This is a genomic window from Bowmanella yangjiangensis (assembly GCF_018531185.1).
Lineage (GTDB): Bacteria > Pseudomonadota > Gammaproteobacteria > Enterobacterales > Alteromonadaceae > Bowmanella > Bowmanella yangjiangensis.
The window spans coordinates 542,273-565,073 of sequence record NZ_JAHDJU010000001.1 but is presented as its reverse complement, the minus strand read 5'-3'; the positions used below and the strand labels follow the sequence as shown (position 1 = coordinate 565,073).

The window sequence follows — 22,801 nt, the reverse complement described above, 5'->3', positions numbered from 1 at the left end:
CGATAAATCAAGGATGTCATGAAAACCCGCTGGTTTGTCATCAATACCTTTATAGCTAGCCCCACGCTCCTTAACCTGCCTGTAAAAACCTGGGAGCCAAACCAATGCTAACGCTTGCGCACATCAACAAAACTTACTCTGACGGTACTAAAGCCCTGAACGATGTTTCCCTGCAGTTGGGCGTGGGTATGATGGGCCTACTTGGCCCCAATGGGGCCGGAAAATCCAGCCTGATGCGCACTATTGCCACCTTACAGACGCCGGATAGCGGCAGCGTTGAATTTAATGGCCAGAATGTGCTGCGTATGCCCGAATTACTGCGTAGCAAATTAGGCTATCTGCCTCAGCATTTTGGTGTGTATCCGCATATTTCCTGCTTAGCCCTGCTGGAACATCTGGCAGTATTGAAAGGACTCTCAAACAAACAAACCCGCCGCCAGCAAATTGAGCAGGTTCTGGCGCTGACCAATCTAACCGAACACGCGCACAGACAACCCAGTCATTTTTCCGGTGGCATGCTGCAACGTTTTGGCGTTGCCCAGGCCCTGTTAGGTGACCCACAAGTGCTGATTTTTGATGAACCCACCTCAGGTCTGGATCCTGCTGAGCGCCTGCGTCTGCACCAACTATTGCATGACATTGCCCAGTCCCGGCTGGTACTACTCTCCACCCATATAGTGGAAGACATTGAACACTTATGCGGCAAAACCGCCATTTTACTTAACGGCACTATCGTCGCCTGCGGTGAGACCCACAACCTGTTTCACCCCTTGCAGGGCAAAATCTGGCAAGGTCCCCTGCATGAGCCCGGCCATCTTCCGGGCAACAGTCATTTGCTCAGCCAAAGCCTGCATTTAGGTAATCCGGTGGCCAGAGTGCTGTGTCACCATTCTCCAGCAGAGCAGTTTGAGCCAGTGACAGCAAGTCTGCAGGACTGCTATTTCATGCATCTGCATGGTCTGACCTTGGAGGCAGCATAATGCTAGTGAACGAACTCAGCCTTTGCCTGCGCCAGCCGCTGCTGCGTATCTTAATACTCTTGGCTCTGTTACTGGGAATCTTTGTTGGGCGAGGCTATAGCCAGCAAGCAGACTTATTTAGCCACGCCCATCAGCTCAATCTTATCGGCGTACTGAGTATGATGGCGCTGCCCTGGGCCAGCGGGCTACTTGCCGTATTCTCCCTTTATCGGGCCATAAACCACAATATGACAGAACTTGCAGCCGCCACGTCCCTGTCGCAGGTTAAACAACAGGCGGTTCAGGTCAGTGGCCTGATACTGCAGCTACTGATATTGGGTGCATTGGCCGCCCTGGGGGTACAGATTGGCCTCAATACCCGGGCCGAAACCATTCCAGATATCGGCCGTCAGCTCGATATCGCAATTAGCTTGCAAACCTGGCAGTTAGTCGTGGGAATGCCTGCCATCTTATTGTTTGTGGCGGTATTCTGGTTGCTGCGCAACTTAAGTACCTCGACGTTACTGGTCTATCTTGCGGCGCTAGTTTGGTTCGTACTGTATAGCATACTAGCCGTTGCCAGCGCCTCGCCCTTAATGGCCGCGTCAACGCTGCCCATCCCTTGGCTGCACAGCGCCATGTCCTACTTTGATTGGTTTGGCATGACCGCGCTGCTGGAAAGACAACCGAATGAATTTATCATTATCACCAATCGGCTGCTCATCCTGATGCTTGCCAGCGCAATAGCAGGACTGGCCATTCGCCTGGCCATCCGGCCACTGAGCAACAAGAAACCGGCTTTGGTGCCGACAAAACATGTTTCTGGCTCAGCGAAATCAAGCCCTGCACCAAAGTCTTTGCTGCATTTCTTTGTTGTCGCGCCGAAGCCAGCCACACAACTGTTAACCCTCACCCGGCTGGGTATCCAGCAGGTCCTCAGCAAGCCTGTAATTTGGTTGGCGGGCCTGATCTGGTGCTTGATTGTCGTCGGTGAGGTTTACCCCTCTTTGGATTATGCCGAGCAAAGAGCGGTTTTACAGGGGCTGAGCTTGGATGCCATTAACCGGGTAATGTGGGACATGCTCCCCCTATTTGGTAGTGCGCTGATGCTCTATTTCAGCGACGCCTTGCATCAGCATGACAGACAATGCCGCATTGACGGCATTGTCGATGCGCTGCCTATTGTGCAAAGCATCAGGCTCGCCGCCAGGGTGCTTAGCTTGTGCGCCCTGTTACTGGTGTTTTTACTACTGACCGTGCTGGCCGCCGCACTCAGTCAGTGGCTAAAGCAGAGCCCCGTGCAGTGGACTGACTATCTGCAGATGATCTGCTACGCCGGTTTACAACTCGCCGCCGCAGGGTTGGTTTTCCTCGCCATTCAAGCTGGCACAAGCAAACGCTGGCTGGCGTTGCTGCTGTCTTTACTGCTGGTACTGCTGCACTTTACCCCCCTGGCGGCATTAATGGGGCTGCATCATCCGCTATTCAGACCATTTGCCACCCCTTTACAACCTGCCGATGCCTACCTGGGTTACCAGGCAACCATTCAAGGATTTTGGGCATTTACCTGCTTTTGGTTACTGGTCGGTGGCGTGCTTTTGCTGCTGGCAAGTCAGGTGGCTGGACACAACCAGCAGCGTTTTCAGTTCAACAAAGCCGTTTTACTCAGTGCGGTCCTGTTACTTGCCTTGCTGGCCAAACAGTTTTTAACTATCCAAAGCGGCCTTAAGCTAAACGGCCACTACCTGACACCCAAACAGCGCACGGCCTTGCTGGCTGACTATGAACGCCAGTATCAGCACTTTGCCAGTCTGCCCATGCCACAGATAAGCAAGGTCACCACTCAAGTGGACTTTTATCCACACAAGCGTGAGGTGCAGATTAACGGACAATATAGGCTGCAAAATCACCACCAGCAGGCCATTAATCAAATCCTGGTCGGGGAAGACTGGCGAAGCCCCCTTAGCCATATCAGCTTGATGCAAGGGGAGAACTCGACGCATCCAGCCGAAGTCGAACTAACTGTGGACTATGATGCCAGACAAGGACAGCGTATCTATAAACTCAGCAAGGCCCTGCAACCTGGGCAAAGTTTAACCTTGCACTTTACCCTGACGTTGGCGCAAAACGGCTACAGCAGCATTTCACCCAATAAAATCCTGACTAAGGACTTCAATTACTTACGTGCTATTCCTTACTTCCCCTCCATCGGCTACCAAAGCATTCGGCAGATCAGTAACCAAGATCTGCGCCGTCAGCAGGGCTTGCCGACACCACAAAAGCAAAGTATCGAAGCCAGACTTAGCGGCAGAGACAAGCAACTCGACCAATATCAATGGAGCCAGATGGAAACCCGCCTCTCCACACCACCGGGCTATCAAAGTTTTACCCAGGGCGAGCTGGTCAAAAGCTGGCAGCAGGATGGCAGGCAATACCGGTTGTTTAAAACCCTGAGGCCAGTGCGCAATCTGCAGGGATTTATCGCGGCGCCGTTAATGCTTTCCAGCCGTCAAATTGGCAACACCTTACTGCAGGTTGCCCATTTACCCCAGCATCAAGCCAATGTTCCACTGACGTTGGATGCCATGACCGACACAGTTGCCTTTTTATCTGAGCATATTGCCCCTTATAACGGTGGCACACTGACCTTAGTGGAAAAGCCAGATATAGGCCCCACCGGCTATGCCCTGCCCCAGTTAATGCTGATTGGCAGCCGGGTAGGATTTCGCGCCCTGCAGACCAACTCGCAGGATTTCAGCCAGGCTTACCGCCGAACGGTGCATGAAACCGCCCATCAATGGTTTGGTCACTGGTTAGGCAATGGTATCGAACAAGACAGCGCCTTTATGATGGAGTCGTTGGCCAAATACGTGGAGCTGGTGATGCTGGAACAGCATCAAAGTCCGGCGGCCATGCAAGCCTTGGTTGCCTACGAGCGGGAACGTTTTCTGGCCGCCGACAGCCGCCGACGGGAAGCGCCGGTCAGCCTTATCAGCGCCGAGCAGAACTATGACCAATATTCCCGCGCTACCTTGGTCTTTGCCAGGCTGCGCCAGGAAGTGGGCGATGCGCCAATCCTCAAAGCACTAAAAACCTTAGGCCGCGAGCACGGCTACCCGGCCGGCCCTGCCAGTTCGCTGGACTTTGTTCAGGCCTTACTGCGTGAAGCACCAGGGCAGCGCGAGCTGATTGAGAGGCTATTTACCCAGCCGGTGGCTGTCACCCAATGGCTGGATGAACTTAACCCTAGGGTTGGAGACACAGTGCAATGAGTAAAAATCAGATATCCATCCTGTTCACCCTAAGCTGTCTTGGCAGCCAGGTGACCATGGCAGAAGTGGTCGACACAGACCTACTCAGCGGGGTTAAAACGGCCTATTTCCAGCGCGATTACCAGACACTGGCACACCTGCTGAAAACACCGGGTCTGTCCCCTCTGCAGCAGGATATATGGCAGGCGGCGCTGGCCGTTGCCCGCCAGGACGACATTCAGCAGGAGCAGCTACATACACTGACCAAACGCTACTCAGACAGTGCCGAAGCCCACTACCAGGCGGGCAGGCTGTGGTATGAAGTAAAGGAAAACAGCAGTTTTATCAATAAGCTGGGCTATATCGACTTACATGTGCAGCATATGCTGCGCGCCAACGAACTGGCGCCTAATACGCCAAAATACATGCTGGAAGCGGCCAAAGCCTTGGCCTGGGAGAATTTATGGGGATGGGATGAAGAGGCCGCCCAGCAATTGGTTGTCCAACTGGCCACCCTTGATCAGCAATATCATCTGGTTGCCGCCATGGATTTTGCCCAAAACACCCAGGACAGCCGAACCGGCAAGCAACTCATCACACAAGTCAAAACTGAATTTGCTGATAACCTGCGATTGATGGAGCGTGCGGCCCAGTTGCAGCTTACCTATGATCAAAAAGCGCCTGCACAGCAGAGTTTTTACCAAAGCTGTATGCTAACGCCTTACGATGTGACTTTGCTGCCCAAATGGCGGGATGCCTGTCAATGGAGCGCCCATCTAAGCTTGCAGGGCTATGGCGAGAAAGCCCAGGGCATGGCAGCCATCAGCCGCTTACTCAATGAAGATAAGGTTTATGACGAAGACTATGTGCAAAGTCTTCTGCTACAGGGCGAACTGGCAGAGGCCATGGCCCAGCCGGCTCTCGCCAGGCAGAGTTATCAGCGTGCGCTTGCGATCACCAAAGATAAAGCCTGCCAAAAGCAGATTCGTCGTGCGTTAAAAGCGCTATCGAGATAACCCTAATCACCCGGCCGTTACAGCGGTAATAGCAAGCGGCTCTGCGCACCGGGTTGCGAGTCTCGGTTGGTAAGCTGCAAGTCGCCGCCATGATTACGGGCAATCTGTCTGCACAACACCAAACCAATACCGCTGCCGCCGGGCTTAGTGCTGTAAAACGGAATAAACAGGTTATCGGGGTTCTGAATACCAAGACCATTATCCATCACATCCAACACCAGTTTTCCAGATTGTCTGCGCCATTCAATGACAACCTGCACGGGGTGCTTGTCACTACCCGACTCCAATGCATTTTTAACCAGATTCACCAACACCTGCTGAATTTGTGCAGGATCGGCGTATAAGCTGATAGCCTCGCCCCGACAATCAATAGGCTGCTCAAACAGACCACACACATTGGCGACCAGGTCTTCCAATACCAACAGCTGCTTTTCCGGGGGTGGCAAGCGGGTTAATTGCTGATAGCTTTTCATAAATTGGTTCAGGCCCTGGGCACGCTCATTAATCACCTGCAGGCCTTCGGCCAGCTGCTGTAGCTCTGGCGGCTGCGCAGTGTTTTGCAATTGCTTACTCAACCCCTGACTGATGGCACTGATGGGCGTCAGGGAGTTATTGATTTCGTGACTCAGTACACGGAATAATTTCTGCCAGGCTTGCCGCTCTTCCTCATAAAGCAGGTGCTGAACATCGGTAATAAACAGCAGATAATGCGGCTTGCCATTTTCCAGATACTTCTCGGTAACCACATAAACTTGCTTAGTGTCCTGGCCACACTTGAGCTTCATCAGATGCGAACCAGGCTTGTTGATGGCCTCATTTACCCCAAGTTGCACCAGCGGCCAGCCCTGCCACTTATCAAAGCTGACCTGGAGTAAACGTTCGGCAGCGGGGTTCATCAGGACAATATGATGTTCACTGTCTACCGCAATAATTCCCACATCAATGTGAAAGCTGACTTTTTGCAGCAGCAGATGCTGCTCTTTACTAATCAGGCGCTGCTCATGCAGGGTCTGTGCAAATTGGTTAAGCAACTGGTAATGCTCGGCTAATACACCTTCCGCCGCCCCCATCTGCATATTACCTTCGCCCTTGGACATGGCTTCCAACATACTGTTGGAGTCGCGCAAGGTTGCCACTACCTTTTGCCTGAGTTTATCCGTCAGCAACAAAACAAAAGTACTCAACAATAAAAAGATCAGTAGCTTGGTTGCCCAGTACCAGGGATGAAACAGCAGCACCAGCGCCAGCACCAACAACGGTACACCGCCCAGCCAGCCGGCCATATGCAATACACGTTGTTCAAGATTAATAGCCGCCTTACTCATAACCCGTATTTTTCCAGCCTGCGGTAATAGGCACTGCGGCTTAACCCAAGCGACTCGGCGGTTTCCAGCGGTTTGTTATCATGTCTTTGCATGCGCTCAATGAGAATATACTTCTCGATGTCATCCAGACTGGCCTGACTAAAGTCCAGTCCGTTATCTGCTTCAAACGACACCGGCAGGTTCAAATCTGCTGCTGCAATCTCATGGTTTTGGCATAGGAATAACGCCCGTTCCACCACATGAGACAGCTCACGAATGTTGCCCGGCCAGGTATAACGATTCAGCGCCGTGATGGCATCCGGATGAAAGCTCGCCATAGGTAAACGGTACTTTTCCGCATGCTGGCGTAAAAATGCTTGCGCCATCGGCAGAATATCCTGCTGCCTGGCCCGCAAAGACGGAATATGGATTTCCACCGTATTTAATCGGTACAACAGATCCTGTCTGAACTCACCACTTTGAATAAGCTCTGCCAACGACGCATTGGTTGCCGAGATAATACGCACGTCGGCCGACAGCGTTTTACTGCTGCCCAGTTTTTCATATTGGCGCTGTTCCAGCACTCTCAGCAGTTTAGCCTGTTGCGACAAGGGAATATTGGCAATTTCATCCAAAAACAGGCTACCCGCCTGTGCCAGTTCAAAGCGTCCGATACGATTAGTCTTGGCATCGGTGAAGGCACCCTTCACATGCCCAAACATCTCACTTTCAAACAAATTCTCACTAATGGCCCCCATGTTCACGGCAACAAACGCCTGCTCACTGCGTGCTGAGCATTGATGCAGATATTCGGCCAGCATGCTCTTGCCAGTACCGTTCTCGCCGGTCAGCAGCACGTTCATGTCACTTTTTGCCAGCTTCTCTATCTGTGCCAGCACCTGGCGCATTTCCATGGACTCAGCCACTATGCCTTGGGGTCGGCTGGATGCCTGCTGCTGTAATAAGGCATTCTGCGCCTCTAGCTTGCGGCTTCTATCCTGGTTGCTTTTAAGCTGCACTTGGGTGCGCAAAATACTCAACAAGCGTTCGTTGTCCCAGGGCTTTTCAATAAAATCTGCAGCGCCCAGCTTCATGGCTTCGACAGCCAGTTCGACACTGCCAAAGCCGGTCATCACAATCACCGGCAAGTCTTCATCCAGCGCTTTAATCTTTTCCAGTAAGTCCAAGCCTTCGCGGCCCGAAGTGGTATCGCGTTGGTAGTTGAGGTCGATTAACGCAACAGAAAAATCTTCCTGGGTGAGGCTGGCAACAGCATCTTCGGGCGCACGACTGCATGTCAGCCGATACCCTTCCGGAACCAGAAAAATCCGTAGCGCGGCGAGTACTTGCGGATCATCATCGGCAATAAGAATAGATGGACTCATATGTATTTTTTATTGTGGCGCACAGCCTTCCCTAAACAGACCGTAAAAGCATACTACCATGCGCCATAGAAAAGGCATGCTTGAAGCCGCTTATCTATTCGCTGTGAACGAAGCAAACAGCTAAAGGTGCTGGCCTGGAACCAACAATTTGTGGCCCAGACCAAGCATAGCGTTATTATTCCTGATGTAAGGCGTCAGCAGGCTCCCGCCTTAGCGCTTTAGTGACAGGCAACAAGGTCGCTACTATCACGGTAAGCGCAATGATCAGCGGCACCAGCACAGTTCCCAGCAGCAAACTTAGCTCGTTAATCAGCATGGAATGGCTGATGGCATTTATTAATAACCATGCCAGCCCTAAACCTGAGGCCAGGCCGAATAATAATTGCCAGCCGGCTTGTTTTAAAAATAAACCAACAATCTGGCCATCCTGGGCGCCCAGCGCACGACGCACGCCTATCTCCTGAGTCTTCTGAATAATACTGTTAGCCGCCACCGCATAGATGCCACTGGCGGCCAGAATAGCGGCCACAACCCCGCAGAGAATGAACACTTTGCTTAAATACGATACCAGCAAATTGGGCTCTTCGATCAGGCTTTGGTAAGACTGCACATGGTAGGCTGCCACTTCAGGATTGATGGCATTAATGCTGTGCTGCAAGGTTCTCTGCGCCTCGGCGAACGAGCCTTGATAGTGCATAGCCAAATAAACACGGGTGGGCGCCCAACGGTCAATCAGGTGATAGGTATTGTACTGAGCGCTGGTCGTCTTCATGGTTGAGCCGTGGTAGGTGTTGGATACCACCCCCACAATAGTGCGCCAATCCCCGGTACTGCCGTTCATGGAAATTCGTCTTACCCTGCTGCCCACGGCATTGCCATCAGGAAAGAAATCACGGGCAATATTGTCGTTTACCAGAATATTCTCTGCCTCAACGGTGGCATCATCTGCAATGTAATCACGCCCTTGGAGCACTCGCATTCCCAGGGCAGTCCAGGAGTCCCTGCTGACCCCCTCGTTATTGCTGTAAGGGTTTTCTTCGTAAACGGCGGCAGCACGACCTTCAATTTCAAAATGACTGGTTCCCTCGCCACGACCAGGCAACTGCGTCATATAAATCACTGTTTCGACATTGTCCTGCTTTTCGAGGTGATCTTTCAGTTGGTAATAGAAATCGCTGCGCTTTTTCAAGTCCGGCGCTCTTAGAGCTCGATCCTGGTTCATCGGAAATAATTCAGGAGGCAGCTCCAATTGGGCGGTCAGACGTTTATCAACCTTCACCCCATAGTCGGCATGACCGGCGAAGTAGCTGGTAGAAAGTAGAATAAAGGCCATTACCAACACCACACAGGACAATAGAATTTCGCTAACCACCAGTAGCTTGGTAGCCTGGCTGGCCTTTTTACCCTGTGCACCACGGGTACCGTCGCGTAGCACCGCGTTAAAATCACCATGTAAGGCGCGCCAGGCCGGAATAAATCCGGTGACAGCTACCATCACAATGACACTGATAAGCAGCACTAACACTGCACTACTATCGACCTGCAATTGCCACCAGAACGGCTTTTGCTGATTAACCGCAAACATGCTATCCAAGGCACTATTGGCATAATCCAGGGCACTGAACGCCAACAACAAAGCAATCACACCGCCAAATACACAAATGCAGATGGACTCCCACAGCATTTGCATTACCAGACGTTTTGACGGTGCGCCAAGGGCAATACGAATAGCCACTTCCTTGAAACGCTCATTGACCCGGCTAAGCAGCAAGTTACCAATATTGATACATGCCAGCAGCAGGATCAGCAGCACCACAATCAGCATAGAAACAAACACCGGGTAGTAGTGAGTCACATCGGCATTAGCCTGCTTGTAAGGCACTACATGCATATATTTGCTACTGGTCCCCGGAATCAGCCACCACATGGAGTCCGGCAATTCGGCTTTGATCTCCACCGCCATCTTATCCAGGTGCTGGTTTGCCTCATCGGCACTAATACCGGGTTGCAGGCGCGCGTACCCGAAAACCTCAATGCTCTCCCGCACCGTCGGTCGTACGTATTGCTGGTCTAAGGGTAACCAAGCCTGGGCGTTATCCGGAAAGGCAAAACCTTGTGGCATAACGCCAATGACTTTATGACTGATGGCATCCGACTTGATGCTTTGCCCCACCAGTTTAGGATCACCATTAAACAAGGTCTGCCACACCTCATAGCTAAGCACAATCACAGGCTCAGCCCCCTCATTGTGATCGTCAGGGTGAAACCCCCGACCCAAAATAGGTTGCACGCGGGAAAACTCGAATACATTCCACTCGGTATAGGCAGCATTAAATTTTCGCGTGGCACTTTGGTTGTTGGCCCCGCCAATTAAAGCCGTGCCTTGCAGATAAACACCAATCTGGGCAAATAAGCTGGTTTCTTTACGCAGCAGATCAAAATCCCAAGGTGTCGCGCCGGTTCGAAAAGCGTGCTCTGCTTCAAACTGCCCCTCCAGGGCATAAACAGGTTCGGCGTCCCCCAATTTCAGCGGGGAAAAAATCAAGCTGTTCAGAAGTGACCAGCTAAACACTGTCATGGCCAGCCCCAATGCCACTATCAATACTGATGTGGCGGTAAAGACCGGCTTTTTAAGTAACAGGCGCAAGGCAAACTTAACATCTATCCAGGAAAACATAAGCACCGCCCCCTACACTGCCAGTGCCGAAGGCACAACCACGGGGTGATCGGATACCACCTTACCGTCGAAGATCTCAATATTGCGCTTGGCCCGGCTGGCAGAACGTGGATCGTGCGTCACCATACAAATGGTTGCACCCTGCTCATGTAATTCATCGAGTAGATTCATCACTATCTGGGCGTTCTTGGAATCCAGGTTACCTGTTGGCTCATCCGCCATCAGCACCGATGGGCTGCCAGCAATTGCCCTTGCTATAGCAACACGCTGCTGCTGACCACCGGATAATTGAGAAGGAAAGTGGCTAAGGCGATGGGACATCTCAACCCTGGCCAGGGCCTGCTTAACCATCTCCGACCGCTGCTTGACACTCAGGTCCTTACGATACGTGAGCGGCAACTCCACATTCTCTTCAACGGTTAACTCGCTGATCAGGTTGAACGATTGGAAAATAAAACCAATTTCCTTGTTTCTGATTTGTGCACGCTGGGCACGGTCCAGATGGGTAGTAGGCGTACCAGCCAGGGTGTAACTGCCTTCGCTGGCGGTATCCAGCAGACCTAACAAGGACAGTAAGGTGGACTTTCCACAACCAGACGGACCAGATATCGACACGTACTCGCCACGGTTAATTTGCAGGTTAATGTCTTGCAGTGCGTGGGTTTCGATGTCATTGGCATAGAAGACTTTCTTAATACCTTGCAGGTCAATTAAAGGCTTAGTTGTCATTGTTATTTCCTTAATGAAGTTGAATCTGACTGTGCTCCTGCCAGGCGCTGGCATCAGAGACTATGATCTGCTCGTCGACAGACAGACCCTTGAGAATCTGGATGTACTGGCTGGACATCCGGCCAAACTGCACGGGAACCTTAACCGCTGTGTTGCCCTCAACCTTATATACATGCCCCTGACTGTTATCCTGAGCGAACATAGGACGGCGTACATACAAGGTGTCGGCGATGTTCGCCACCGAGATCTCACCTTCTACCGTGAGATCGGGTCTGGCTTCCCTGGGCATAGGGCCGTTAAGCACCACATCCACTTGCACAGTGCTGTTCGTTACTGCCGGGTCTATACGCATAACAGAGCCGCTAATTTTGCTACTGCGGGTGTCAATGACGACCGGCTGCCCAATAGCCACATCACGAATTTGTTTTTCAGGAATGCGCAGCTCTGCAATGTACTGCCCTTTACGCGCCAGCTTCGCCAGGTTGGTACCAATGCTGACCTGCTGGCCAAGCTCCATGGGCATTTCCTGCACTATGCTGTCGAGGCTGGCACGTACCTGCAGATCCTCTACCTGCTGCTCGGCGCGAGCTACAATACGTCTGTTGCGTTCCAGCCTCGCCTGCAGAGCTTTTCGCTGAGCGTCCAGGTTCTGCTTGGTTTTTTCCAAGCGCATCAGTTCTACCTGCCAACGTTTATGCAACTGCTGAACATGTATTTTGGCTTCCTGGTGTTCAATATCCGATACAGAAGACGCGCCTTGATCTAACAAGGTTTGCTGAGCATTGAGGGTTAACAGGGCTTTTTCATAATCCAGTTGCTGAGAAATAGCCGCGGCTTCTTGGTCTAGTAAAGACGATTCAAACTGCACTAAGTCGGCCTGAGTTTGCGCTTCGAGCTCCTGCAACTGCCAGCGACTTTCCTCCAACTGCTGTTCCAGTTGTGGATTAGTCAACACCATTAGCAAGTCACCTTGCTTTACCTCAGCGCCGGCTTTCACCAGAATGCGCTCTACGCGTCCTGCAACCGGGTTGGCAATCCAACGGATATCACTAGAGACCAAATAACCGGTCCCACGAATATTCAGCTCAAAAGCGCCCCGATGCACCTGATCCAGCAGCACACTGCCGCGTTCGACCGGATGACCTCCGGCTCCAGAAAAACCCAGTACATAAACCAGTACGGGTATCACGGCAAACAATGCACCCACCAGCCATTTCTTCTGCTGAGTGGAGTTTGAGGGTTTATTCCTTACGATATCCATTGGCACATCTAACTATTAACATTGCACAGGTATAGCGAATGCCGTGCCAAGTATAAAATTATCTATAAAACAAATAGTTAAATAAAGACTAGAAAAAGAAGCATTGTCACGTCCCGGTTTTGGGACGGTTACTCAAACGGGAAATCCCAAAAATGGGATGAGTGGAGAAGCTACCGGGCTAAGTACGAGAGAGGGCCAAAGCACCAGCCCGGTATGCAATTAAAACTGCGCGATTAACAGCGCGCTTTGCAGCAACAACGCAATACTGTTGGTTACAATAATGGCAGGTCGTTTAAAAAACAGGCCATAGGCCAACCAAAACGCGAACACCAGCCAGTAACCGATGACAAAGGCCAGTGACATATTACCTGGATCACTACGCTGCCACTCACTGACAACCTGAGTGAGTTGGGCCAGACAGCCCATCAAACCAATGATAATACCGGCTATATCCCAGTACTTTTCCTGCATCTGTAACCTGGATACGTTCTCCATCAACGCACTCCGACTTGTTCAATGACCGCCAATATGGACTGATAGTCACTAATTCTGCCGACAATACGCTGATGTTGCGGGTACAAATACTGTCCTGCCTCCCCGACCACCACCACATCACAGCCGGCAGCTAATGCCGCGGCGACGCCGTTGGCTGAATCTTCAAAGGCCAGGCAACGGTCAGGTTCGGCATTAAGATGTTTGGCAGCCAGCTCAAAATGCTCAGGATCGGGCTTACCGCGCTTCACATATTCGGCGGTGATTAACACTTGTGGGATGGGAAAACCCACAGTACCAAGACGCATTCGGGCAACTGGTCCGGCACTGGAGGTCGCAATACCCCAATGGGTACCGCGCTGTTCTAACAATCTGAGCATAGCGTGGGCACCCTCTATGGGCACAATGCCGTTTGTTTCTTCTGCTTCCTCGGCATTTAGCCAGGCCTCCTCCAAATCAGCATCCAGGTGCGGAGCCAACTCGGGCAGGAAGTCACGGATTCTGGAGCCATGGCACATCGCCAGCACCTGCTCCACATCCAACTGATGGATAGCACACCAACGGCTGCAAACCTGACGAATCGCTTCGGCGGAGTCCAATAAGGTGCCGTCCATATCAAAGATCACCGCTTGATAAGCGTCGAGGTCAAAAGCACAAGAAACCATTTACACTCCTTACCGGGAAATGCGTAAAACCGCCTGAAATCAGGCATAAAAAAGCACATTCATGCAACAACAGGCAAAATATACCCTTGCTGATGCCGGGTTATCAAGTAAAATCGGCAAGAACACGCAAAAACAGGAAAATTCATGCTACTGGCCGAACGTCAATCTCTGATCCTTAAAGAACTGAATGACAAGGGCCGTGTCTATGCCGCCGATTTAGCCCTGCAACTAGGCGTATCTGAAGACACAGTTCGACGGGATCTCAATCGCCTCGGCGAGTTGCAACTGCTACGCCGGGTGCATGGCGGCGCCCTGCCATTGCAACTGGATGTGCCGGATTACGCCGACCGGCTGGAGTTAAAACACCCGGACAAGCAAAAGCGCGCCACTGCAGCCCTTAACTATTTGCAGGCTGGACAAACCATATTGCTCGACTCAGGTGAAACCTGTTTGTATCTGGCCAAAGCCCTACCCAGGGATATGCGTCTGACGGTTGTCACCGCCTGCCCGCTTATCGCCTGCGAGTTGATGCATCATGACAAAGCCGATGTCATTGTGGTTGGTGGTAGCTTCTTTAAACCTGCACTGCGCAGCGTTGGCGCGGTAACCTGCAATATGCTGCGAAAAATGCGTTTTGATATCTACTTTACCGGTGCCTGTGCACTGCACCCGGAACGGGGATTTACCGCGAAATATATGGAAGAAGCAGAGGTCATGCGTATTTCCGTGGAACAGTCTGATAGAACCGTGGTGATGGGAGGGCCAGATAGGCTGGGGCTGATTTCCAACCATCAGGTGGCTAATATTCGGGATTTGGATGTACTGATCACCGATCTGGACGCCGATGCAACTATGGTCCAGGCTCTGCAAGAGCGCAATTTACAGGTTGTGCAGGTGTGATTTGATTGCACCTGTTCAGCCAGACTTGCTGTGACCTAATCCCTACCTACTGGCATTCAATTTATCTTCTTTATTTTCAATAAATTAAAAATAAAACCGCTATTTTTGTCACATTGATATAGTGTTTTTCGTCATCTTGATTGAGTCCTTTGGGGCTGTGAATCAACACTTAAACAATACGGGACATACCATGAACAAACAGGACGGGTTGGCAGAGCGTTTCAACAGCCATCGCCAACACCTACAATCGGTGGCATATCGGATGCTGGGCTCAAGCAATGAAGCCGAAGACGCCGTGCAGGAAGCCTGGCTCAGACTCAATCGCAGTGACGCCGGACAGATAAACAATTTGCACGGATGGTTGATTACCGTCGTCTCGCGTATTTGCCTGGACCAGTTACGGGCACGCAAACCTGACACAGAGGATATGGCGCCAGACTTGCCAGCAGACCACCAACAAGGACCGGAAACCGAGCTACTGATCGCAGACTCACTAGGGCCGGCCCTGTTGCTGATTCTAGACACCCTCTCACCGCCGGAGCGTATCGCTTTTGTCCTGCATGATTTGTTTGATCTTAGCTTTGCCGACATTGCGCCTATTATCGAGCGCTCTGGGGCCGCCACCAGGCAACTGGCCAGCCGTGCCCGCCGTCAGGTCCAGGGAGCCAGCTCAAGCAGACAGGATGATACACACCAACAGCATCTGGTTGCGGCTTTTCTGCAAGCGTCCAGACAAGGAGACTTTCAGGCGCTGCTGAGCTTACTTCACCCGGATGCCATACTGCGCGCGGATGCCACGGCCCTTAAAGTTACCAAAGCCAATCAGGCTAAAGGCGCACCGCAATTTGAAGCTGAAATGTCGGGGGCAACTAAGGTGGCCAATGCCCTTCAAGGCAAAGCCCAGGGTGCCATGCTTTGTCTGCTGGACGGTCGCCCGGGCGCAAGCTGGGGGGCAAATGGCACAACTATGGTGGCGTTTTGCTTTGGCATAACAGACGGGCAGATCACCAGCATTGATGTTGTGATGGACAGAGTCAGACTGGATAACATGGATATCCGCCTGATTGAACAAGAGTCGGCAGAGGCGGCGCAAGGAGTACAAGCATGAATATTCTGTTGTGGACCTTGCAGATATTGTTAGCCATACACACCGCCATAGGTGCGCTGTGGAAATTCAGTAACCCCGCTCAGGGAATGCCGTCTTTAGCCGCCATTCCCAATACAGCCTGGCTCGGCTTGGGTGTAATTGAACTGTTATGCTGTCTGGGCTTGATTGTGCCGCTGTTATATAAACCCGGCGCTATGCTTGCCCCGCTGGCTGCGCTAGTGATTGCAGCGAGCATGTTGCTGTTCAGCATGCTGCATTGGTTGTCGGGTGAAACGAATGCCGGTCCGCTTTACTACTGGTTACCCTTGGCGGCCTTGTGTTTATTTATCAGCTACGGACGACTAGTTCTGGCCCCGCTTAAATAAGCCGATACTGGCCGGGTTCAGTCAGACGAGCCCGGGCTGGGTGACTGACAGTCAATCTCAGTAGGATCGGCGAGCCAATGATATTCACAATAATCGGCAATTTTTTGCGCTTTTTCCTGCCCGTAGAGATGGGCAATAAAGGCCAATGACATATCCATACCAGCGGATACACCGGCAGAAGTGAAAACTTTGTCATCCTGCACCCATCGCTGATCAGATTGCCAGAGTGTTTTCGGCCCTTGTGCCGTTACCCAGTCGAAGGCCAATCTGTTGCTGGTAGCCTGCTTGCTGTCCAATAATCCAGCTTTAGCCAATAGGGCGCTGCCGGTGCACACCGATATCAGATACTCAGTTCCTAAGGCAGCGCGCTTCAGCCAGCGAATAAAGTCCGGGTTGTCAATCAGTGTCCGCGTCCCCTTACCTCCGGGCACCATCAACACGTCACAACGCACAAAGGTTTCCAGGCTCTCCTCAGCCCAGGCACAAGGCCCCTGCGCGGATGCCACCGGACCGGGCTTATCCGCCACCATAACAATCTTCCAATCTGGTAATTGACCAAACATCTCAAGTGGGCCGAAGACATCCAACAATTCAAAACCATCAAACAGCACTACCGCAATTTTCATGTCAGTTCCCTCTCATTTATTTTGTACAGCATATGCTTGTTCATCTTATCCAGCGAGTCGTTGTTGCCAGCTTTGCCAGCGGGTTGATTCAGGCTATGCTGAAATCGCGTTTAATGAGGGGGAATGTATGGCTGAACAACAACAATGCTGGCAATGTGGACAGGGTTTAGAGGGACTGCTTCTTCCTGTATCACGTCGCGAAACCTGCGATGCGTGCGGCGCCGATGTACATGTTTGCAAACAATGTAAACACTATGATGGGCGCTACTGTAACGAGCAGCGGGCCGAGCCCCCCAATGACAAAGAAAAAGCCAACTTCTGCGACTATTTCAGCTTTGCGTCCAATGCCTATCAAGGTGGCTATCAGGATAAAAGCGCTATTGCCAAAGCCAAATTAGCGGCACTGTTCGGTGACAGCCCAGAACCACCAACAGAAGAGTCTCAGGTAAAGCCTTGTGCAGAGAAAACCCCAGCCGAGCTAGCAGAGGAAAAACTCAGGAAACTCTTGGGTGGTGAGTAAGCCAGGATAAAAATCAGTAAGGTTTTTATAAAAATGTCGATCTTGCTATCTGCCGATTCGACCAACAGCTGAAACAAACCAAAGGAGACAAACGTGAAATTTATTTGTTTAGGCTATCTGGATGAATCAATGTGGCAGGACTTCAGTGATGAAGAGGCTATGCAGTTAATGGAAAAGTGTTTTGCCTATGACGATGTGCTGCGCCGCGGCGGCCACTTTATTGGTGGCGAAGCTCTGGCCAGTGCCGGGCAGGCGGTAACCCTGCGTAAAAACAATGGCAAACTGAAGATTACCGATGGTCCCTTTTCTGAAACCAAAGAAGTGCTGGGAGGCATCTTGCTGCTGGAGGCGCGGAATATGCAACAGGCCATAGAGCTTATGTCTGCACACCCTGGTGTGGGGGTCGGGCCGTTTGAGATTCGCCCGGCAGACGAGCAGATTGAGCGCTTGATCGCCGCACGTCAATCATCTTAAGCCGCATAAAGGCGCATAGCGCCGCCTTGGCGGCGCTTTGATGGGCTATTGCAAAAGATCAAGTCAACTAAGATTTGCGTCTTAACCAACCAAGCATCCCCAATCCCAGCAATGCCAAAGAGGCCGGTTCAGGAATGTCATTGGGTGGCGTCACATTAGCCACATCGCCGTCACGCACCGCCCAGGCGTAACCTGTTCCTGACTTACCAGAGAAATACTGCCGTCCAACACTGGTATCCAGCCACCAGACACTGCCTGGATTACTGGCAAACTCAGTGGAAGACCAATACACCATGCTAAACAGGTTGCTAATTGACAAGGTTCCCCCTGTCAACGCGTCAACGAACGTATTATTTATCACACTTTGCCATGGCGTTCTGTGCCATAGAGGATCATTCAGCCCTTGCCCAGTAAGGCCGCCATGCAGGCCCAGGTTCTCGTAGAACATATAACCAAGTTCATTGTTTGAACCTGAACACCCATATCCATGTTTAAGCGTTTGGCCGTTGTCTACCAATGAATAGCTACACCCTTCATCAGAGGTATCCATGGTTGCCAGGCGCCAGTCATCAAAACCACCGTAAACCAGTTGGTCAGCCCATTCAGTTGCCTGATACCAGTTCATTCTGCCGTTGTCAGAATAGCCGCTGGTTTTGGCATAGTTGGCATCCTGGAGCCAGGTCACATCCAGCACATCGTCATATAGCATGCCGTTACCACGGTCAATTAATCCCGCCTGGGCCGACATACTGGCAAACCAGCCAAGGGCCAGCAGGCTTGCGCGTATCCCATTTTTAATAAACATATTACTCATCCGTTATGTAAAGAAAACAAAGTGAATCTGCATAGCGAATGGTACGTTGAATAAAAGTGGGGAAATGCTAAAAGGCCCTTAATCAGGGCAAGCTAAACACTAAATTTTTACTAATTAGCCATGCATTCAACAGCTTGCATAACAGTAACGGGGGCACAAACCCAAGCTTGTGCCCCCTAACGACAAATAGCAGTGCTACCTACGCCAGCTTCCGCTCTAGCCTGACCAAAGCCAGTTTGTCCCAGGCTTCACTACCATACCCCTGCAGCAGATTTTGTGACATTCTCTGCCACTCAGGGCTGTCAGCTGCCGGTAAGCCAATAATTTCAGCATAGAGCGGCGCGGCAACCACAAACTGGTTTTTGTAGGGATACAGACAAAACGTCGGATGACTGGCCAACGCCTCGGCGGCTTCTTGATAATGCGCAAACCATAGGTTAACCAAGCTACCGCAGGCATTTTCATACCAGAAGCTGCCAAAGTCATCGCCCGCCTCGGACAACTGTGTGCCACTCAACACTTGTTGCGCGTGGTGCCAGTCCTTAAAGCCTAAGCGGCGAGCCAATAGTCCCTGACAGTGCTTGAGCTGCCAGGGTTCGTTTTGCACATGCTTTGACCGACTTAACCAATCAGGTGTTTGCCCTTCTCTTAACTGTTTAAGCAGCTTTTTCGCCCGTACTTTCAGTTCATTAACGGCCAGTTGCATGATCCACCTCCACTGTTGTAGCAGGCCACAAACTGCGGCGATTAAGTACAACCAGACAAGTCACCAAGGCCACTGACATCAGTTCTGCCCCCGGGAAGGCGTACCACATTAAATCCAATCCCATCCAACTGGCCAACACCACCAGCATAGGAATCATAAACAGATAGGTTTTGGCCATGGACACAAGCAATGCCAAAAGAGGCTTACCCAAGGCTTGCATGGTCGCAATGGCCACAGCACTTATTCCTGCAATAGGTAAGGCCATATATAGTAAGTGGGCAATGTCGCTCGCCATGTTGATTTCCATTACGTCATGGCTGAATATTCCTGCAATAGTTGGCATGGCCAGGGCCAGTGTTAAGGCCATCATACTTAAGTACCCGGTGGTGCATATCAGGGTCAATTTAACGCTACGGCCAGCCAATCTCATGTTCCTAGCACCTGCATGATAGGCCGTCATCGTTTGGCAGCTGTTAGTCATGGCAATCAACGGCAAAGTAATAGAAATACTGATTCGGCCCAGAATACCGTAAGCGGCTAACAGATCCTCCCCCTGCACACTGGCCAATCTGGCAATTTGAATAGTACAGGTCAGCATCACTAGGGCGCCGCCCAAATACATCAGTGTCACGGGCAAACCCTGCAGCAAAATATGCTTAGCCCAATAGCTCTGCCAATTGGGTTTTAATGCCGCACGTAAGGAAGGCTTACTCCCAAGCGCAGACAGCGCATAAAGCCAGGCCAAGCCTTGTGAAAGCAAAGTAGCATAGGCGGCGCCTGCAACGCCCCAGTTCAGACCGATGATAAACACCGCGTCCAAAACAATATTGATAACAGCCCCGAGCAAAATGGTCACAAACAGCACATTGCTGTTTCCAACACCGCGATGAATATCCGCCAGCAGGGACAAGCTAAATAGCGCAATAGTGCCCAGCCCGCTTATAGTCAGATACGTCCAGGCGTGCTGATACAGATTGCCTTCTAGCTCCATCACCCCCAGTAGCCAAGGGCCCCCTAGCAGGGTGAGCAAGGCCACCAGTAAGGCAAATCCGAGTGCCAGACTGCTCGCCGTACCAATGATCTGCTGACTATCCTGCGAGCGCCCAGCCCCAAGGCTTCGGCTTAACAACACAGATGCGCCATTGCTGAATAACGCAGCCAGAGACACCAGAGCAATCTGCAAAGGAAACACAGCCGATACGGCAGCAAAGGCTTCAGAGCCGATAAAACGCGCGATAAACATGGCGTCCACTAAAGTGTGTATGCCATTTAGCAACATCCCCACGGCCATCGGCACACTGAGTTTAATAAACACAGATAACACGGCAGGGGACGAAAGTAGTGAAGAGGTGGATGTCGTGCCGACATCGCGATTGCTAGTCACAATTCAATTCTCCTAAGTTTTTATGGCATTCCGCAAAGCCAACTTAGTTCAAATTGAACCGTTCTATCGGGATTATCAGAGTGAATTCATCTTCTGCGGACAGGCGTCTCTGTCACCTGAGGCGCTAATGATAGGCCTCAGAATCATGATGTCAACCACGAAATCGTTGCAGCCTGGCTTCCCAGTTGCCGCCGTCCTGCGCAGCGCAGTCTTGTTCGTTGTCCATACGTACGTTGCGGCGGATATCCTTAGGGCGGATACCTGCTTTTAGCAGCCGGGTCTGAATTTCCTTTCGCATTCTGGCGTCCAGACTATCGCTTAACACTTGCTGCATCTGCGCCTGGGTCAAGAACACGCAGCTCACCACCAGACTGTCAGGAAAACGGTTGTGGCTGACCGTATGAGTCAGCCAGTCAAAACCGATATCCCAGCGCTTAAATTCCTCACAGGCTAAGGTCAGGGCATTGATTAAATTCTGTTCCAGTTTAGCGGTGGTTTTGTTCATTGTCGGTTTCCGGTTTGACATGGGTTCTTTTCGGAACACTAAGGATTTACAACAGCTTGCCTAATGCAGAACTGAGCACCACAGAGAGTGCCATCAGTGAAATAAATTCCAAAACGGAACAACTTCTATCAAAAGTCCCCTTAGTAACAAATACATAGGTTTTTCGGCTTATATAGGCCAATGCAAAAATCATTGCCATCAAAATGGAAAACTGGATGGTATCGGTCGCCATAAATGTTGTCTGCTTGGAAGGTTGTTGCCGTACTCGGCATGTTATCGATGTTTAGGTTATGCAAAATGCCCTATTGGCTAGCCTTGCATAAAGGTAACGCGGCGGATCAGCCTTTCTTCCACTTCATAGGCAACAATTACCTTCACTCTTTCATCAATCTGCTCGGCATTGACACTGGCCGACTCGGCCAGTTCGTGGTCGACCAAAATATTGCCCTGCACCATACGCTGGAGCGAGGTTGCTTTGAGGAACTTCAACCTGGCGAACTTGCTGCCATAGCGCTGAATCAATTCATTCTTACCGCAATAATCCAACCCGCCTGGAAAGCGGTAGATTTCCACATCCTCATGATAAGTCGCTGCAAAGGCTTCGATATTGCGCTGGTTATAGGCATCCAATTGGCGGTCAATCACCTCAGCGGTATGCTGTTCTTGCCTGGAAAGCTGCGTGGTCATTTAAGTTCCTAACTGAAGATAAAAAAGCGCTGGCGCACCCTATAATAGAGCTCTGTCAGCGAAGATAATCGTTATGCGAAGAGGCTGTCTGTATTCTTTCACGTTGCGGTGACAAACAAAATCAAGAAGGCGCAAGCCGTCCGTTACCCATTAGGATTCAATACACGTTAAAGCTATCGCCTTGTTACTTTCCTGAAAAAGAATCACCGCGAAGATAATCTCAATCCCCAAAAAACCTATAGCAAAGGGAAAGGCAAACATGCCAACGAGACATTAGGTCATCATACTGGTTACCGGCGAGGCATATCTGCTTGTGACTCAATAAAATTCATCCATATATTGAACTCCTTGCTGATTGAAAGAATTAAGTTACATAAAATTGGAGGTCAACTGGCAATTTTAAAATGGTCTGCAGTTGTTTGATATTTTTCTATCTGCACCACACTTACCAATCACACTGGAGCGGGAACTCAAGTCAAACTATGCGATAAACTAACTGTTTGCCCTAACAAACACATGCACAAAAATGCCAGTAAAGAGCAAAGACGCTGATATTAAGGCGGGATAAAGCAAACAATTCGCTGCACGAGCCATTCACAATCGGCTGTAAAACCATGTTTATAACTTGCCAGAGATAACAAGATAAAAAAGTTATAAACGAAGATTCGCCTTTATTTGTGATTTGTAAAACATTTCTTACACTAATGGCAATGATGTCCCTCATCCTCCATGCGACTCAGCCTAGCGTTGTCATGATGCTAAAGTGGCAAAATCCTGTCCGAGCATATAACTGAGTGTTCAACAAGCAAGTCAGAAACACCTCAGCCAACACAAATTGATACATATTGTTGCATTTACATTTCAGAAATAATAAAAATTGCCTGTGCTGTATGACCCAAAGGTCAAGAAAAACTAGTCAGAACACACATCTCAGCACAAATAGTATAAACGGGTAAGAGACATCTATCCGGCA

22 protein-coding genes are annotated in these 22,801 nt (G+C 50.8%); 8 read left to right on the top strand and 14 right to left on the bottom strand.

Features of this window, described 5'->3' with window-relative positions; translation table 11 throughout:
• Window positions 1-104 precede the first annotated feature (104 nt).
• The 3 genes from KJY73_RS02620 to KJY73_RS02610 are packed head-to-tail and all read left to right on the top strand — an operon-like array spanning window position 105 to window position 5,226.
• Window positions 105-980, top strand: a complete 876-nt coding sequence (locus KJY73_RS02620; RefSeq protein ID WP_214340049.1) for an ABC transporter ATP-binding protein — start codon at window positions 105-107, stop codon at window positions 978-980.
• Window positions 980-4,231, top strand: coding sequence for a M1 family aminopeptidase (locus KJY73_RS02615; RefSeq protein WP_214340047.1), 3,252 nt, complete (start codon window positions 980-982; stop codon window positions 4,229-4,231). The genes KJY73_RS02620 and KJY73_RS02615 overlap by 1 nt, the downstream gene beginning before the upstream one ends.
• The gene (locus KJY73_RS02610; RefSeq protein WP_214340045.1) at window positions 4,228-5,226 is read left to right on the top strand and encodes a hypothetical protein; all 999 of its coding nucleotides are present in this window, start codon (window positions 4,228-4,230) and stop codon (window positions 5,224-5,226) included. The genes KJY73_RS02615 and KJY73_RS02610 overlap by 4 nt, the downstream gene beginning before the upstream one ends.
• A gap of 17 nt (window positions 5,227-5,243) precedes the next feature.
• Here KJY73_RS02610 and KJY73_RS02605 read toward each other — a convergent pair whose 3' ends face one another.
• The 7 genes from KJY73_RS02605 to KJY73_RS02575 form a co-directional block, all read right to left on the bottom strand.
• On the bottom strand, window positions 5,244-6,551 hold the full coding sequence (locus KJY73_RS02605) for a sensor histidine kinase (protein ID WP_214340044.1): 1,308 nt from the start codon (window positions 6,549-6,551) through the stop codon (window positions 5,244-5,246).
• The gene (locus tag KJY73_RS02600; RefSeq protein WP_214340042.1) at window positions 6,548-7,915 is read right to left on the bottom strand and encodes a sigma-54-dependent transcriptional regulator; all 1,368 of its coding nucleotides are present in this window, start codon (window positions 7,913-7,915) and stop codon (window positions 6,548-6,550) included. Before KJY73_RS02600 ends, KJY73_RS02605 begins: the two co-directional genes overlap by 4 nt.
• A gap of 175 nt (window positions 7,916-8,090) precedes the next feature.
• Window positions 8,091-10,592, bottom strand: a complete 2,502-nt coding sequence (locus KJY73_RS02595; RefSeq protein ID WP_214340040.1) for an ABC transporter permease — start codon at window positions 10,590-10,592, stop codon at window positions 8,091-8,093.
• 12 nt (window positions 10,593-10,604) lie between these two features.
• On the bottom strand, window positions 10,605-11,321 hold the full coding sequence (locus KJY73_RS02590) for an ABC transporter ATP-binding protein (protein WP_214340031.1): 717 nt from the start codon (window positions 11,319-11,321) through the stop codon (window positions 10,605-10,607).
• A gap of 10 nt (window positions 11,322-11,331) precedes the next feature.
• The gene (locus tag KJY73_RS02585) at window positions 11,332-12,582 is read right to left on the bottom strand and encodes an efflux RND transporter periplasmic adaptor subunit (RefSeq protein ID WP_214340029.1); all 1,251 of its coding nucleotides are present in this window, start codon (window positions 12,580-12,582) and stop codon (window positions 11,332-11,334) included.
• A gap of 219 nt (window positions 12,583-12,801) precedes the next feature.
• Window positions 12,802-13,077: a SemiSWEET family transporter gene (locus KJY73_RS02580; RefSeq protein WP_214340027.1), complete on the bottom strand. Its 276-nt coding sequence runs from the start codon at window positions 13,075-13,077 to the stop codon at window positions 12,802-12,804.
• Window positions 13,077-13,739, bottom strand: a complete 663-nt coding sequence (locus KJY73_RS02575; protein WP_214340025.1) for an HAD family hydrolase — start codon at window positions 13,737-13,739, stop codon at window positions 13,077-13,079. Before KJY73_RS02575 ends, KJY73_RS02580 begins: the two co-directional genes overlap by 1 nt.
• Before the next feature lie 144 nt (window positions 13,740-13,883).
• On the opposite strand from KJY73_RS02575, the gene KJY73_RS02570 reads away from it, so the two are divergent.
• The 3 genes from KJY73_RS02570 (at window position 13,884) to KJY73_RS02560 (ending at window position 16,112) form a co-directional block, all read left to right on the top strand.
• Complete coding sequence (locus KJY73_RS02570; protein WP_214340023.1) at window positions 13,884-14,639, top strand: DeoR/GlpR family DNA-binding transcription regulator; 756 nt, start codon at window positions 13,884-13,886, stop codon at window positions 14,637-14,639.
• 190 nt (window positions 14,640-14,829) lie between these two features.
• Window positions 14,830-15,747, top strand: coding sequence for a sigma-70 family RNA polymerase sigma factor (locus KJY73_RS02565; protein ID WP_214340020.1), 918 nt, complete (start codon window positions 14,830-14,832; stop codon window positions 15,745-15,747).
• Window positions 15,744-16,112: a DoxX family protein gene (locus KJY73_RS02560; protein ID WP_214340019.1), complete on the top strand. Its 369-nt coding sequence runs from the start codon at window positions 15,744-15,746 to the stop codon at window positions 16,110-16,112. Before KJY73_RS02565 ends, KJY73_RS02560 begins: the two co-directional genes overlap by 4 nt.
• Before the next feature lie 17 nt (window positions 16,113-16,129).
• Here KJY73_RS02560 and KJY73_RS02555 read toward each other — a convergent pair whose 3' ends face one another.
• Window positions 16,130-16,738 (bottom strand): DJ-1/PfpI family protein, encoded by a 609-nt coding sequence (locus tag KJY73_RS02555; RefSeq protein ID WP_214340017.1) that lies wholly within the window; start codon window positions 16,736-16,738, stop codon window positions 16,130-16,132.
• A gap of 127 nt (window positions 16,739-16,865) precedes the next feature.
• Here KJY73_RS02555 and KJY73_RS02550 point away from each other — a divergent pair, with 127 nt between their 5' ends.
• Together KJY73_RS02550 and KJY73_RS02545 are read left to right on the top strand one after the other, a co-directional pair.
• The gene (locus KJY73_RS02550; protein WP_214340015.1) at window positions 16,866-17,258 is read left to right on the top strand and encodes a hypothetical protein; all 393 of its coding nucleotides are present in this window, start codon (window positions 16,866-16,868) and stop codon (window positions 17,256-17,258) included.
• A gap of 93 nt (window positions 17,259-17,351) precedes the next feature.
• Window positions 17,352-17,732 (top strand): YciI family protein, encoded by a 381-nt coding sequence (locus KJY73_RS02545; RefSeq protein WP_214340013.1) that lies wholly within the window; start codon window positions 17,352-17,354, stop codon window positions 17,730-17,732.
• A 67-nt stretch (window positions 17,733-17,799) separates the two neighbouring features.
• Here KJY73_RS02545 and KJY73_RS02540 read toward each other — a convergent pair whose 3' ends face one another.
• The 6 genes from KJY73_RS02540 to KJY73_RS02515 all read right to left on the bottom strand — a co-directional run bounded on the left by KJY73_RS02540 (window position 17,800) and on the right by KJY73_RS02515 (window position 21,828).
• Window positions 17,800-18,537, bottom strand: coding sequence for an Lcl domain-containing protein (locus KJY73_RS02540; protein WP_214340011.1), 738 nt, complete (start codon window positions 18,535-18,537; stop codon window positions 17,800-17,802).
• Window positions 18,538-18,745: 208 nt separating this feature from the next.
• Window positions 18,746-19,252: a hypothetical protein gene (locus tag KJY73_RS02535; RefSeq protein ID WP_214340009.1), complete on the bottom strand. Its 507-nt coding sequence runs from the start codon at window positions 19,250-19,252 to the stop codon at window positions 18,746-18,748.
• The gene (locus KJY73_RS02530) at window positions 19,236-20,636 is read right to left on the bottom strand and encodes an MATE family efflux transporter (RefSeq protein WP_214340007.1); all 1,401 of its coding nucleotides are present in this window, start codon (window positions 20,634-20,636) and stop codon (window positions 19,236-19,238) included. Before KJY73_RS02530 ends, KJY73_RS02535 begins: the two co-directional genes overlap by 17 nt.
• 151 nt (window positions 20,637-20,787) lie before the next feature.
• On the bottom strand, window positions 20,788-21,141 hold the full coding sequence (locus KJY73_RS02525) for a Fis family transcriptional regulator (RefSeq protein ID WP_214340005.1): 354 nt from the start codon (window positions 21,139-21,141) through the stop codon (window positions 20,788-20,790).
• Between the two features lie 46 nt (window positions 21,142-21,187).
• Window positions 21,188-21,373: a hypothetical protein gene (locus KJY73_RS02520; RefSeq protein ID WP_214340003.1), complete on the bottom strand. Its 186-nt coding sequence runs from the start codon at window positions 21,371-21,373 to the stop codon at window positions 21,188-21,190.
• Window positions 21,374-21,450: 77 nt separating this feature from the next.
• Window positions 21,451-21,828, bottom strand: coding sequence for a nuclear transport factor 2 family protein (locus KJY73_RS02515; protein ID WP_214340001.1), 378 nt, complete (start codon window positions 21,826-21,828; stop codon window positions 21,451-21,453).
• Window positions 21,829-22,801: the final 973 nt, after the last annotated feature.